We start from the raw sequence: 13,746 nt of genomic DNA, 5'->3' as shown, positions 1-13,746 counted from the left end.
TCAAGCACGACAGTAGCTGACGAAGTACCAGCGGCACTGTATGTCGAGTTTGGCGGATAATCCCACGCCTTCACTGAGACCTCTTCACCAATGGTGCGCATCGATCCGGCGGACCTCGCAGTGTTCCTCGCCATTGCCCGGCAAGGCAGCTTCCGGCGCGCGGCGTCCGAACTCGGCGTCACGCCGTCGGCGCTCAGCCATTCGCTGCGCCTGGTCGAGGAGCGCATCGGCATCCGCCTGATCAACCGGACAACGCGCAGCCTCGCCCTCACCGATGCCGGGGCGCGGCTGTTCGCGCGTATTAACCCGGCCTTCCTCGACATCAACGATGCCATCGACGAGCTCAACCGGTTCCGTGATACGCCGTTCGGCACACTGCGGCTCAATGTGCCGCGCATCTGCGCGCGCATCACGCTGATGCCGATCGTCACCCGCTTCCTTGCGGCGTATCCGGACATCCAGGTCGAGCTGGTGATCAGTGACGCGCTGGCCGACGTGGTAGCGGAGGGTTTCGATGCCGGCATTCGCTTCGGCGATCGCATCGCCAGGGACATGATCGCGGTGCCGATCGGGCCGCGTCATGCCTTCGCCGTCGTCGCCACGCCCGACTATTTCGCGAAACACGGCAAGCCGCTCACGCCGCGCGACCTCGCCGGCAGGCCCTGCATTCGCTACCGTTTCATGAGCGGCACGCTCTATGACTGGGAGTTCGAGCGCGGCGGCGAGGAGATCGCGGTGGAGGTCGACGGGCCGCTGACGCTGAGCGAGCAGGATGTGATGCTCGACGCCGCGCTCGCCGGCACAGGAATGGCCTATCTGTTCGAGGAACAGGTGCGCGCCCATCTCAGGAGCGGCGCGCTGTTGCGGGTGCTGGAGGACTGGTGCCCTTACTACCCGGGCTTCTACCTTTATTATCCGAGCCGGCGGCAGATGCCGTCGGCCCTCCGGGCGTTCATCGACTTTGCGCGGACCGTATAGGCGTGTGATCCGTGATTCCAGGATGACCGTCATCCCCGGCCTTGTGCCGGGGATCGCGATTCCTGACAGCACGCCAGAGGCCGAGATGGCCGGCACAAGGCCGGCCATGATGAACGGAGGGCTGGCGTTCTGAAACTCACGCCACCTTCGCGTCCCAGTCGGTGGAGAGCGCCAGCGTACGCCACTCAGTGAGTTCGGCCGCGACCTTGGCGTTCTTGTCCTCGATCATCGCCACCGTGTCGCTGCCGAGCGGCAGGCGCAGCGGCTTCTTCGGCGCATTGGCGAGCACGATGAGCGCCTTGGCGAGCTTCGCCGGATCGCCGGGCTGGGCATGGTTGGCGCCGGCAGCAAAGCTGCGCATCGCGCCGACGGTCTCGGCATAGTCCGCGATCTCGTGCGCGGTCCGCGACAGCGATTTGTCGTCGAGGAAATCGGTGCGGAAGAAGCCGGGCTCGACCACGGTGGCATTAATGCCGAGCGGCGCCAGCTCGATGGCGAGGGATTCGGTCAGGCCTTCCACCGCGAACTTGGTGGCGCAATAGACGCCCCATCCGGGATAGGAGCCATAGCCGCCGATCGAGGAGATGTTGATGACATGGCCGGAGCGCTGGCGGCGCATGTGAGGCAGCACCGCTCGCGTCACATTCAGGAGCCCGAACACATTGGTGCGGAACACGCTCTCGACCTCGGACGCGGCAGCTTCCTCGACCGCACCGAGCAGGCCGTAGCCGGCATTGTTGAGCAGCACGTCGATGCGGCCGAACCGCTTCACCGCGGCGCCCGCCACCTCGAACGCCTGGGCCTCGTCGGTGACGTCGAGTGCGACGGCGAGCAGATTGGGATGATCGCCGAGCGCGTCGATGACGTGCTGGGGATTGCGGGCGGTGCCGACCACCGCGTCGCCGGCATTGAGGGCTTCCTTCGCGACCAGCGCGCCGAAGCCGCGCGAGGCGCCAGTGATGAACCAAGTGCGCATGGGATGAACTCCTGTTGGAATTGACAGGAGGGACCCTAGCGAAGGCTTGGGTGTGAAATAATCCGCTAATATTTTGTCGTGTTGATGAGATTTACTCATCAAATGAACAGTGCCATGCGGGCGCTGGCCTGGGCAATTTGCCCGTCGCGGCTTGGGCCGCTTTCGCCGGCCCGGCGAGGCGTATAGCGTCGGGCGAACGCATCCGGGACAGTCCATGGCAATGGCGCACTCCCCATTGGCAAGGCCCCTGGGATCGCCGGGCCTTGATCTCAAATGGTCACTGACACTGCGGGTCGTGGCCGTCGCGCTGTTCTGCTTTCTCATTGCGGCGGGGTTCGCCCTGTTCGGCACCTGGCGCGAGGTTCGCGGCACTAATGAGCACGTCGCCGACATCGTCGTCCGGCAGTTGCAACTGCAGCTCTTCCGCATCCAGTCGAACATCGAGCTGTCGGCGCGCTTTCCCGACTGGGACCCGGTGACCGACCGCGTCCAGGGCGCGGGCCAGTGCGTGAAGTACCTCGCCACGGACGGCAGCGTCGGACGATCGAGCTGTGTCGGCTTCAACAGCGAAAATGGCGTTCCGGACTGGTTCGGCGCCCTCGGGACCCGCCTCCTTGCCGGGCGCACCGAGATCGTGCGTCCGATCTCCTATCGGGACAAGTCCTATGGCACGCTGGTCGTCACCACCGAGACCGGCGCCGTCCTGGCGGCGATCTGGAAGGATGTCTCGAAGCTGCTCGGCCTCACTGCGCTGCTGGTCGTCGCGATCTGCCTGCTGCAGTACATCGCGATCGGCCGTGCCCTGCGCCCGACGCAGCACATATTGGCCGGGCTCGACAGCCTGGCGCGCGGCGACCTGTCATATCGGCTGCCGAGCTTCCGACTGGTCGAATTCCAGCGCATCAGCCAGGTGTTCAACGCGCTCGCGGCAAGCCTCGACCGCACGACGCGCGAGCGTACCGCATTGGCGGCCCGGCTGGTCGATGGGCAGGAGCAGGAGCGCCAGCGCCTGGCGCGCGAACTTCACGATGAGCTTGCCCAGAATCTGAGCGCCATGAGCGCGCTCGCCACCTCGATCAAGGTGACGGCAGAGGCCAAATGCCCCGCGCTCGCGCCCGAAGCTCGTCGCCTCTCCCAGGTCTCGCAGGGGATCGTGAAGTCGCTGCGCACCACCTTGCAGACCCTGCGCCCGCCGGAGATCGATGATCTCGGGCTCGCGGCAAGCCTCGCCGTGCTGGCGCGCGATCAGGAGCGGCTGAGCGAAGGCAAGCTCAAGGTGGCGCTGGAGATCGATGGAGCGCTGGAAGCGCTGCCACCGACCTCCGCCTCCCATGTCTATCGCATCGTGCAGGAGGGCCTGACCAATATCTGCAAGCACGCTCATGCCCACAACGCACGCGTCGCGCTCGGCCTCGGTCCTGACGGCCGCTCCCCCGGCGGGCAACGCTGGTTGGCGCTGACGATCGAGGATGATGGAAGCGGAGTGTTGGACAATGACCGCGAGGCCGCAAATGGCGGACTGGGCCTGATCGGCATGCGCGAGCGGGCGATGGCGCTCGGCGGGCAACTGGACGTCACCCGGAACGGAGAGCACGGCTTCAGGCTCGATGCGATGATCCCGTTCGAACCTTCCATCGGGCCGGCCCAATGAGCCGAAAAGCGATCCGCGTCCTTCTCGTCGACGACCACGCCGTGGTCCGCGAAGGCTATCGGACGCTGCTTGCCAAGCATGAGGGCGTGAGCGTCGTCGGCGAGGCAGCAAATGCGGCCTCGGCCTACCAACTCTACAAGACGACGCAGCCGGACGTGGTCATCATGGATATCTCCATGCCCGGCCGCGGCGGCATCGATGCGATCGAGCACATCCGCCGGTTCGACCCGCTGGCGCGCATCCTGGTCTTCACCATGCACGGCGGCGCTGCCTATGCGCTGCAGGCGTTTCGGGCGGGGGCGCGGGGCTATGTGACGAAGAGCAGCCCTCCGGACCTGCTGGTGAGTGCGGTGCGCGACGTTGCAGAGGGCCGCATCGCCATTTGTCCGGAAACCAGCGAAGCGCTCGCGCTCGATCGGGTGCGGGGCGAGAAGACCGGGCTCGATGAGCTTTCGCCGCGCGAGTTCGAGATCTTCCGCATGATCCTCGATGCGCGCTCGACCGACGAGATCGCCGCCGCGCTCAATGTCAGCCGCAAGACGGCGGCGAATTATCATTACAGCATCAAGTCGAAGCTCGGCGTGTCCTCGGATATCGAGCTGGTCTATTTCGGCCTGCGGCAAGGTCTTGTAGGGCCGGTTGCCACCGTGACGGACGCGGGGCTCTAGCTCAGAGCGCCCGCCGATAGTCGGCGGGCAATTCGCCCAATCTTCGGCAGGCAAGCCGCCATTTTTGCAGCCCCGCCGAACCGCCACTCTCCCCGAAAACAGGGAGAGTTGCCATGACGCCAGCAAGGTTCGACGACAGCAATATTCGCTGGAATACGCTCGAAGGCATCGACGACCTTTGGTATCATATGCTTAATGTCGACGAGTCCAACCGGATCGTGGACATTCTTTTCAAATTTTCGGCTAACGCAAAGGTCATCCTGCATCGGCACTGGACGAACTACAGTACCTTCATCGTTCAGGGCGAGTTGCGGCTCTACAATGCACGCAATGAACTGGTCGAAATCCGCAAGACCGGAAGCTATGTCTCGAAAGCTGCCCACGGCGAGCCGCACCGCGAGGGCGGCGGCGACCAGGATGTCATCGCCGTCTTCAGCAACCGCAATGTCGACGGCCCGGTCTATGAGATCCTCGACGACGAACTGAACACCCTCTCCTTCCTCGGCTTTGACGATTTCAAGGCTCTTCTCGCCCAGCAGCAGGCCTGACAACGGGTGCGGCGGCGCGGACTGCCGGTCACTTGGCGGCCGCGCTATCGGCCAGCAACTGATTGTCCATCAGCCATTTGACGCCGCGCGGCCAGGCGTAGTTCGCGCCCATCCGCAGGTTGGTATAGCTGTTGGAGACGGTCGCGCCGGTGCTCGCATCGGTGATGCGGATGAGTAGCGTGTACTCGGTGCGATTGACCCGGGTCACGACCCCGATCATCGCCTGCTCGGCGCCGAGCCTCCCAGCGATGGCCGCGGCGCAGCCGTCGCAATTGCGCAGGCTATTGGCCTCCGCCCCGGTCACCGCTCCCTTGGTATCGACCAGCACGAACCGGCCGGAAGCTGCGAGCATCCGCCTCGCCTCGTCGGTGGCTTGCGACAGATACTGAGCGTCATGCGGGTCCTCGGCGATTATGCCGCTTCCGGCGCTGTGATCTTCCAGTTCGAAATCGAATACCGCGATCCGGACTGCGTTCGCCGACGCCAGGCTTGAATCCGCGGCGGACGGAACCGTCATGCCGAGCGGCAAGGCCAGCAGAGCGCTTGCGACGATCAACAGGATCCACCGGCGCGAGGGTGATTGCGCACGGCTCGATGTGCTTTGCATGATCCTCTCCATGAACGGGATCGATCCAGCAGCCTCCTCGATTGCGCGCCCTGCCGGCGAGAGGCGATCGACCCTGGAGCGATGGGCATTTTGCCCGAGCCGGCGGGGCACCATCCGATTTTGCCACCTGTGCCCAGGGACGCCCCATTGACGGGGTCGTGATATTCGATACAATCCGAATCTATTAGATGCAATAGAGCCAAATTGAATGTTAAACCACCGCGACGCGCAACTCCGCGCGCTCTCAGGCAGCAGGTCTTTGCATCCGATAGGTCCACGGCGAGATCAGCCGCGGCCTCCCAAGTCATCCGAACTCTCCGCGACCCGCAATAACGCGAACGGTTGATGAATCATGCTTCGACGACTGAATGAAAACCAAGCTGCCTTCGGTCCGCTCAAGATTGCCCGGATCGAGACCTTCATCGTCGACTGCTTCCGCACCAACTGGGTGTTCGTGAAAGTGGTGACCGACGAGGGCCTGTACGGTGTCGGCGAAGGCTCGCTGGAGAATCGCGAACCCTCGGTGGTCAAGGCGATCGAGGAACTGGAGCGGTTGCTGGTCGGCGAGGATCCGTTCGCCATCGAGCGGCTCAATCTCCTGATGCAGCGCGAGACCTACTGGCGCACCGGCCCGATCCTGTCCACCGCCATGAGCGCGGTGGAGATCGCGCTGTGGGACATCAAGGGCAAAGCCTTGGGCGTGCCGGTCTATGAGCTGCTCGGCGGCAAGGTCCGCGACCGCATCCCGATCTATGCCAATAGCTGGTTCTCCGGCGCCAAGACCAATGCCGAGTTCGCCGAAAAGGCGAAGGCGACCATCGAGCAGGGCTTCAGCGGTCTCAAATGGGACCCGTTCGGCAAGGCGTATCTGACGCTGACCACCGCCGAGCTCAACCACGTCGTCGCCAATGTCGCCGGCGTGCGCGATGCCGTCGGCCCCGATGTCGACCTCATCATAGAAGGCCACGGCCGGCTCGACGTGTCCTCGGCGATCCAGGCCGGGCGCGCGCTGGAGCCGTTCGGCATACGCTTCTTCGAGGAGCCGACGCTGCCGGACCGCGCCACCAACCTCGCCGAGGTACGCCGGCGCATCAATGTGCCGGTCGCCGCGGGTGAGCGGGTCTATTCGCGCTTCGGCTGCGCCGACCTGATCGACGCCCGTGCCGTCGACGTGCTCCAGCCCGACGTCTGCCACGTCGGGGGACTTCTGGAGATGAAGCGGGCCTCGGCGCTTGCCGATGTCGCCGGCATCCCGATCGCGCCGCACAACCCCTATGGGCCGATCTGCAACGCAGCGACCATGCATTTCGCCGCCTCGTGTCACAATTTCCTGGTGCTCGAGAGCTTCATCATCGACGTGCCGTGGCGGCGCGACATCTCGACCGAAGACTTCAAGTTCGTGGACGGCTGCTACGTGGTGCCGGACAAGCCGGGCCTCGGCGTCGATCTCTGCGAGGACGTGTTCGAGAAATACCCCTACCGGACCCACGAATTCCGTCACTACACCGGCAAGCTGACCGACATCCGCCCGCCGGACTCGAGGCGGTGGTTTTGAGCGCGCAATTAGATTGAGACAACGTTATCCTGAGGTTCGAGCGAAGCGAGCCTCGAAGGATGTTCAAGCAGAAGGCGGCCATCCTTCGAGGCCCGGGATTCGTTCCCTGGGCTTGCCAAAGGCAAGACCCGCGGAGCCGGGCACCTCGGGATGACGTTGCTCCGTGTGCAGCAATCAAGAATGAAAGACTAAGGGAGACGACCATGAGCGACCTGCCCACCAAGGCGACGATCTATGAAGTTGGCCCGCGCGAGGGCTTCCAGTTCGAGAAAAGCTTCATCCCCACCGAGCGTAAGATCGAACTGGTCAAGGCGCTCACCGAGACCGGGGTAAAGGATATCGAGGTCACCTCCTTCGTCCATCCCGAATGGGTGCCGCAAATGGCGGACGCCGAGGCGTTCTCGGCCGGCCTGCCGGAGGTGTCGGGCGTCAGCTATAGCTGCCTCTATCTCAATACCAAGGGGTTCGACCGTGCGGTGAAGACCGGCCGCTATCATTTTGACGGTGCGCTGAAGCTCGGCGCCAGCCCGGCCTTCATCAAGAAGAACACCAACAAGACCATCGACGAGACCATCGCCACCTTCGACAGCTGGATCGACAAATATGAGGAGATCGGCGTCGCGGTGGAGCAGGCCACCGTCAACGCCGCCTGGGGCTGCAATTACCAGGGCGACATCCCCCCGGAATGGGTGATGAGCCGCATCTCCTCGATCGAGCAGGCCATCAATGCCCGCGGCTACAAGCTGAAGCGCCTCCTGCTGTCCGACACCATGGGCTGGGGCAACCCGGTCCAGACCAAGCGGCTTCTCGGCGCGGTGCGCGAGCGCTGGCCGGATGCCGAAGTGCGCATCCACCTGCACGACACCCGCGGGCCCGGCCTTGCCAACATCATCGCGGCGCTGGAACTCGGCATCTCGCATTTCGATGCCGCGGTGGCCGGCCTTGGCGGCTGCCCGTTCGCCGGCCATGCGGCGGCGGCCGGCAATATCTGCACCGAAGACCTGGTCTTCATGTGCGAGGAGATGGGCATCGAGACCGGCATCGATCTGGAGAAGCTGATCGAGTGTGCCCGCCTCGCCGAGGAGGTGGTCGGCCATTCCCTGCCCGGCAAGGCGATGAAGGGCGGCTCGCTGGCCCAATACCGCCACGCCCACGCCGCGCAGTGAAGAGCCGCCCCATGTCGTCATCCCGGCCGCAGCGAAGCGAGAGCCGGGATCGCAAGAAGGTGTTGCTCGGCACCTTCCTACGATTCCGGATACGGCCTGCGGCCGTTCCGGGATGACCTCTGCCGCCTGGCCCGATCGTGATTGACAGCTTCCTCAGATTAGATACAATCATACAATCATCGATCGAAACTTAGATCGTTAGATGAAATATAGTCGTTTCAAGTCAAGTGGCGGACGTCGCTGGATGATCGACTTTCCGGGACTAGTGCTGTTGCCGCACGTGCCGATTTCTCGGCGGTCGCCGCTGTCGCGAAACTGTCGAGCCCCTGCCCGTTCATTCGGTATTGGCGTTGATGATGCTTGAGACCACAGCCCAGACTTTCGAGACGATCCGGCTCGAGCGCGACGGCGCCTGCGCCAGGATCGTGTTCAATCGCCCCGACAAGAGAAATGCCCTGACGATCCAGTTGTTCAAGGATCTTCTGGAAGCGCTCGACCGTATCGAGGCAGATGACGAGATCACTGTCCTGGTACTCGCCGGCGCCGGCCCGGCGTTTTGCGCAGGGCGCGATTTCAATGAATCGACGCAGGCCACCGAGGAAGAAGGCGCGCTGTACGGCCGGCTGAATCTCGCGGCCCGCGACCGGCTGCGCCGGCTGTCGAAGCCGGTCATCGGCCGCGTGCACGGCCCGGCCGCCGGCGGCGGCTGCGCCATCGCCACCGAATGCTGCGACATCACCATAGCCGGCAAGAGCGCCCGCTTCTCGATCCGCGAGGTGCAGGCGGGAACCTTGCCGGGCCTGCCGCTGCTCACGCTCGGCCGCGCCCGCATGCTCGGCATGCTGCTCACCGGCGACTGGCTGTCGGCGGAGAAGGCCGAGGATTGGGGACTGATCTACAAGGTGGTCGAGGATGACGAGCTCGACGCCGCGGTGGCGGAAGTCGCGAACAAGCTGGCCGGCCAGCCGCCGCTGGCCATGGCCTATACCAAGCGGGCGACCAACTTCTTCTGCGACATCGCCGGCTATACGCAGACCGAACAGTATTTGGCCGAATGCCGGAAGCTCCTGCACAACCGCAGCGATCGCGTCCAGGCACAGAAGGACTTCCTGGAGAAGCGCCGAAAATAGGCCGGATGGAGTGACCTCCGCGATGCGCCAACATTGCGGAGCGCACGGAAATACTTTTCGCTTTGGAATATTTGCCGAATAAAGGGGAGGACAAGATGAAAAAATATACTGCCGATCCTGTCGCTGCATTACGCCCCGGCGCGACCCGCCGTTCGTTCCTGAAATCCTCGCTGGCCGCCGGCCTCGGTGCCGGCCTGGCGCCCGCTTTGGGCGGAGCCGCCTTCGCGGAGGCGAGCTTCCCGTCGCGGCCGATCGAGATACTGGTGCCGTGGGGCGCCGGTGGCGGGCCCTCGACCATCTCCGAAATGGTGCGCAGCGTCGCGCAGGAAGAGAAGTTCTCGCCGCAGCCCATGGTGCTGAACCACAAGCCCGGCGCCAGCGGCATGATCGGCGCTGCGCTGGTGGCGGCTCGCAAGGGCGATCCCTACACTTTCATGCCCGGCGGCGGCGCGCTGCTGCTGCAGGCGGTGACCAAGGCGTTCGACATTCACCCCATCACCGGCCTGACCCCGCTGGCGCTCTCGACGCTGGATTCCTCGGTCGTGGTGGTGCGCGAGGATTCGCCCTTCAAGACCTTCGACGACATGATGAAAGCGGCGAAGAAAGCACCGCGCGCGGTGAGCATTGCCGCGGTCGGCGGCAGTTATAGCTTCGATGATCTGACCACCAAGGTGCTCAATCTCGTCATCGGCTCGGAGCTGAACCAGATCCCGTTCGGCGGCGGCGCCGAGGTGCAGTCGGCGGTGCTTGGCGGCCAGGTCGATGCCGGATCGCGCCAGCTCGCCAACGCCATCACGCTGATCCAGGCCAAGCAGATGCGCGCACTCTGCGTTTTCGATCCGGTGCGCAATCCGCTGCTGCCGGATACGCCGACCATGAAGGAACTCGGCTTCGACTATTCCTACCAGCTGCCCCGCGCCTGGTTCGGCCCGCCCGGCCTCAGCAAGACGGATATCGCCTGGTACGACACGCTGTTCAAGAAGATCTCCGAAGCACCGAAGTTCGTGCAGTGGGTCGACAGCTCGGCCTCGCTGAACAAATACATGGGCTCGGCGGAATTCACCGATTTCATCAACCAGACGATGGCGACGTTCGACCGCCTCTTCAAGCAGATGGGCGTGATCAAGTAGCGCATTCCAGGGAAACGACGCACCGGAAGACGACGAGGCCAGCATAAGGCCCGCGCCTCCGGTCTGCGCCCCGGCTCAGGGCCGGAACGGAGGAACGACATGACCAAAACGCCGAATCCGACGCCAGATCCGATGTCCTGGCAGCCAAGCCGCCGCGATCTCGTCCGTACCGCGGCGGGCGCTGCCGCCGCCATGACGCTGGCGCGGCCAGCCATCGCCCAGGCCGCCTTCCCCTCGCGCCAGATCGAAGTGCTGGTGCCGTGGAGCGCCGGCGGCGGCGCGGCGCAGATCGCCGAGATGGCCCGCCAGATCATCACCGACAACAAGCTCTCGCCGCAGCCGCTCACCTTGACCCATAAGCCCGGCGCCAGCGGCCTGATCGGCACCGCGCTGGTCGCTGACCGCAAGGGCAATCCCTACACCTTCATGCCTGGCGGCGGCGCGCTGCTGGCGCAGGTGGTGGTCGGCGAGTCGCCGGTCCATCCGCTGAAGGACCTCTCGCCGCTGGCACTAAGTGCGGTGGATTCCTCGGTGATCATCGCGGCGGCAAACTCGCCCTACAAGACCTTCGCCGACGTCATCGACAAGCTGAAGAAGACGCCGAAATCGGTCACCCTCGCCGGTGCCGGCGGCGGCGCCGCGAGTTGGGACGGCATGCTGGAGATCGTCAGCGGCGCGGTCGCCGGCGTGCAGTTCAACCAGATCCCGTTCTCCGGCGGCGGCGAAGTACAGGCCGCGGTGCTCGGCGGCCAGGTCGATGTCGGCACCCGCCAATTGTCGAACGCGCAGCAATTCATCACCCAGGGGCAGATGAAGGCGCTGGCGATCTTCGACGCCGAGCGTAATCCCAAGCTGCCGGACGTGCCGACCATGCGCGAGCTCGGCTATGACGTCGTGCTCAACCTCTCGCGCGGCTGGTTCGCCCCGCCGGGCCTCAAGCCCGAGGACGTCGCCTGGTACGGCGACATGTTCGGCAAGCTCGCGGCTACCCCGGCCTGGAAGGACTATCTCGACAAGTCCGGCATCCAGCCGCGTTACCTCGGCCCGACCGAATGGGCCAAGTTCATCGACGACGCCATGAATGTGATCCGCACGCTCTACAAGCGCGTCGGCGTCATCAAGTCCTAAGCGTGCCTTGTTCGGGTATCCGCACCTCGCGATGAAGAAGATCAGGGTCGATATGCCTGATCTTGCTTCGGCTCTCCAAGGCCACGTCGAAGACGGATTGATGATCTGGAGTTCGCCATGAAGCGAATGGAATACATACCGCCATTGTTCTTCACCGTGGTCGGTGTCGTGATCATGTACCAGTCGCTGGTGAACCTGGTTTATTTCGACTCCAATCGCGGCGCGCCCGGCCCCGGCTTCCTGGCCTTCTGGCTGTCGGTCGGCCTGCTCGGCATCTCCGCCGGCATCATCGCCGGTATCGCCCGCCGGCCGGCACTTGCCGATATGCCCAGGGTCGATCCCGAGGATGTGCTGCTCGCCGAGATGGAGCACGAGGCGGAGATCGAGGAGAGCTGGCCGGAACGCGCCGGCTGGATCCGCATCGCCTACCTGATGATCCCGTTCGTGCTGCTGCTCGCAGTGTTCGAGCATGTCGGCTTCATCATCTCCACCGCGCTCTACATGATGGTCGCCGGCTACGGCCTCGGCTATCGGCGGCTGCCGATCCTGATCCCGGTCTCGGTGCTATCCGCGACGGTGCTCTACGTGCTGTTCGACACCTGGCTCGGGGTCAATCTCCCCTCCGGCCTCATCTCCTTCTGACGGCGAGGCGCAGCCATGGATTTATTCTCGCACATCGCCCTCGGCTTCTCGGTCGCGGTCTCGCCGATCAACCTGCTGTTCGTGACCATCGGCGTCGTCGCCGGCACGATCATCGGCGCGCTGCCGGGGGTCGGCCCGGTGGCCGGCATCGTCATGCTGCTGCCGCTGGTCTACGGCATGGATCCGACCACCGCCATGATCATGATGGCCGGCATCTATTACGGCGCCATGTATGGCGGCACCATCACCTCGGTGCTGGTCGGCGTGCCGGGCGAGGCCTCCAACATTCCCACCTGCATCGACGGCTACGCCATGGCCAAGCAAGGCCGCGCCGGCCCGGCCTTGACCATCTCGGCGATCGGCTCGTTCGTCGCCGGCACCTTCAGCGTCATCGTGCTGATGATCGCGGCGCCGCCACTGGCTCGGGTCGCGCTGAAGTTCGGCCCGCCGGAATATTTCGCGCTGATGCTGCTCGGCCTGTCCTGCGTGGCGGGCCTGGTCGGCGACGCCAAGCTGAAGGGCTACGCCATGGCCCTGCTGGGCCTGACGATCTCGCTGGTCGGCTACGACATGATCACCGGCTTCCCGCGCTTCACCTTCGGCGTGCTGGAACTCGCCGACGGCATCAAGTTCCTGTCCATCGCGGTCGGCATGTTCGGCCTCGGCGAGGTGATCGCCACAGTGTCGCGCACCGAGACCCGCAAGGTGATCCGCACCACGCTGCGCGAGATGGTCATCAGCAAGCAGGAGCTGAAGGAAAGTGCGCCCGCCATCGGCCGCGGCACCATAATCGGCTTCGTCTGCGGCCTGCTGCCCGGCGCCGGTGGCGCTGTCTCCGCGCTGCTCTCCTATGCGGTCGAGAAGAAGCTGACCAAGCATCCCGAGCGCTTCGGCAAGGGGGCCATCGAAGCGGTGGCCGGCCCCGGCTCGGCCGACAATGCCTCGACCGGCGGCCACATGATCCCGATGCTCACTTTGGGCATTCCCGGCTCGTCGACCACGGCGGTGATGATGGGCGCTCTCGCCTTGTTCAACATCCAGCCGGGTCCGTTCCTGTTCTCGCAGAACCCGAAATTCGTCTGGGGCCTCATCGCCTCGATGTATATCGGCAACGTGATGCTACTGGTGCTGAACATCCTGTTCGTGCCGCTCTTCGTCTCGGTGCTGCGCATCCCCTTCTCGTTCCTCGGCCCGCTGATCATGATCTTCTGCGTGGTCGGCGTGTACAGCGTCACCTCATCCATGCTCGATCTGTGGATGCTGCTGTTCTTCGGCCTGTTCGGCTACTGCTCCGGCAAGTTCGGCTATCCCGCGGCACCGCTGATCCTCGCCGTGGTGCTCGGCGACGGGCTCGAGAGCTCGCTGCGCCAGTCGCTGATGATGTCGCAGGGTGATCTCTCCATCTTCATCACAAGGCCGATCTCCGGAACGCTGATGGCGATCCTCGCCCTGGTGGTGCTGTTCCCGCTCGTCAGCTGGCTGTTGCGGCGCTCGAAGAGCCGCCAAGCCAGCCAGCCCGTCGCCCATGGCGACGCTCGTCCGAAAGCCAGTGTGTGAGGAAGACCGA

The 13,746-nt window shown here is 64.5% G+C and carries 13 protein-coding genes; 11 read left to right on the top strand and 2 right to left on the bottom strand.

What is annotated here, in order from left to right:
* The first annotated feature begins 90 nt into the window (after positions 1 to 90).
* Positions 91 to 978, top strand: a complete 888-nt coding sequence (locus G3545_RS27070) for a LysR family transcriptional regulator (protein ID WP_170017401.1) — start codon at positions 91 to 93, stop codon at positions 976 to 978.
* A 136-nt stretch (positions 979 to 1,114) separates the two neighbouring features.
* Here G3545_RS27070 and G3545_RS27065 read toward each other — a convergent pair whose 3' ends face one another.
* Positions 1,115 to 1,954 carry an oxidoreductase gene (locus G3545_RS27065; RefSeq protein ID WP_170017400.1) on the bottom strand — a complete coding sequence of 280 codons (840 nt, stop codon included), beginning with the start codon at positions 1,952 to 1,954 and terminating at the stop codon, positions 1,115 to 1,117.
* A gap of 295 nt (positions 1,955 to 2,249) precedes the next feature.
* Between G3545_RS27065 and G3545_RS27060 the strand changes: the two genes are divergently transcribed.
* The 3 genes from G3545_RS27060 (at position 2,250) to G3545_RS27050 (ending at position 4,821) form a co-directional block, all read left to right on the top strand.
* On the top strand, positions 2,250 to 3,605 hold the full coding sequence (locus tag G3545_RS27060; RefSeq protein ID WP_170017399.1) for a sensor histidine kinase: 1,356 nt from the start codon (positions 2,250 to 2,252) through the stop codon (positions 3,603 to 3,605).
* Entirely contained in the window at positions 3,602 to 4,273 is a 672-nt protein-coding gene (locus G3545_RS27055; protein WP_170017398.1) for a response regulator transcription factor, read from the top strand. Before G3545_RS27060 ends, G3545_RS27055 begins: the two co-directional genes overlap by 4 nt.
* A gap of 113 nt (positions 4,274 to 4,386) precedes the next feature.
* A complete protein-coding gene (locus G3545_RS27050; protein WP_170017397.1) occupies positions 4,387 to 4,821 on the top strand; it encodes a regulator in 435 nt (144 codons plus the stop codon).
* Positions 4,822 to 4,849: 28 nt separating this feature from the next.
* Here the strand turns inward: G3545_RS27050 and G3545_RS27045 are convergent, their stop codons facing one another.
* Entirely contained in the window at positions 4,850 to 5,428 is a 579-nt protein-coding gene (locus G3545_RS27045; RefSeq protein ID WP_170017396.1) for a DUF2380 domain-containing protein, read from the bottom strand.
* Between the two features lie 352 nt (positions 5,429 to 5,780).
* On the opposite strand from G3545_RS27045, the gene dgoD reads away from it, so the two are divergent.
* The 7 genes from dgoD to G3545_RS27010 all read left to right on the top strand — a co-directional run bounded on the left by dgoD (position 5,781) and on the right by G3545_RS27010 (position 13,736).
* Positions 5,781 to 6,983 carry a galactonate dehydratase gene (gene dgoD, locus G3545_RS27040; protein WP_170017395.1) on the top strand — a complete coding sequence of 401 codons (1,203 nt, stop codon included), beginning with the start codon at positions 5,781 to 5,783 and terminating at the stop codon, positions 6,981 to 6,983.
* Positions 6,984 to 7,186: 203 nt separating this feature from the next.
* Entirely contained in the window at positions 7,187 to 8,149 is a 963-nt protein-coding gene (locus G3545_RS27035) for a hydroxymethylglutaryl-CoA lyase (protein WP_170017394.1), read from the top strand.
* A gap of 356 nt (positions 8,150 to 8,505) precedes the next feature.
* Positions 8,506 to 9,279: an enoyl-CoA hydratase/isomerase family protein gene (locus tag G3545_RS27030; protein WP_170017393.1), complete on the top strand. Its 774-nt coding sequence runs from the start codon at positions 8,506 to 8,508 to the stop codon at positions 9,277 to 9,279.
* A gap of 95 nt (positions 9,280 to 9,374) precedes the next feature.
* Positions 9,375 to 10,409, top strand: a complete 1,035-nt coding sequence (locus G3545_RS27025) for a tripartite tricarboxylate transporter substrate binding protein (protein ID WP_170017392.1) — start codon at positions 9,375 to 9,377, stop codon at positions 10,407 to 10,409.
* A gap of 99 nt (positions 10,410 to 10,508) precedes the next feature.
* Complete coding sequence (locus tag G3545_RS27020) at positions 10,509 to 11,537, top strand: tripartite tricarboxylate transporter substrate binding protein (RefSeq protein WP_170017391.1); 1,029 nt, start codon at positions 10,509 to 10,511, stop codon at positions 11,535 to 11,537.
* 117 nt (positions 11,538 to 11,654) lie between these two features.
* The gene (locus G3545_RS27015) at positions 11,655 to 12,179 is read left to right on the top strand and encodes a tripartite tricarboxylate transporter TctB family protein (protein ID WP_170017390.1); all 525 of its coding nucleotides are present in this window, start codon (positions 11,655 to 11,657) and stop codon (positions 12,177 to 12,179) included.
* Between the two features lie 15 nt (positions 12,180 to 12,194).
* Entirely contained in the window at positions 12,195 to 13,736 is a 1,542-nt protein-coding gene (locus G3545_RS27010; RefSeq protein ID WP_170017389.1) for a tripartite tricarboxylate transporter permease, read from the top strand.
* The last annotated feature ends 10 nt before the right edge of the window (positions 13,737 to 13,746 follow it).

Source organism: Starkeya sp. ORNL1 (assembly GCF_012971745.1).
Lineage (GTDB): Bacteria > Pseudomonadota > Alphaproteobacteria > Rhizobiales > Xanthobacteraceae > Ancylobacter.
This window is presented reverse-complemented; position numbering and strand designations above follow the sequence as displayed.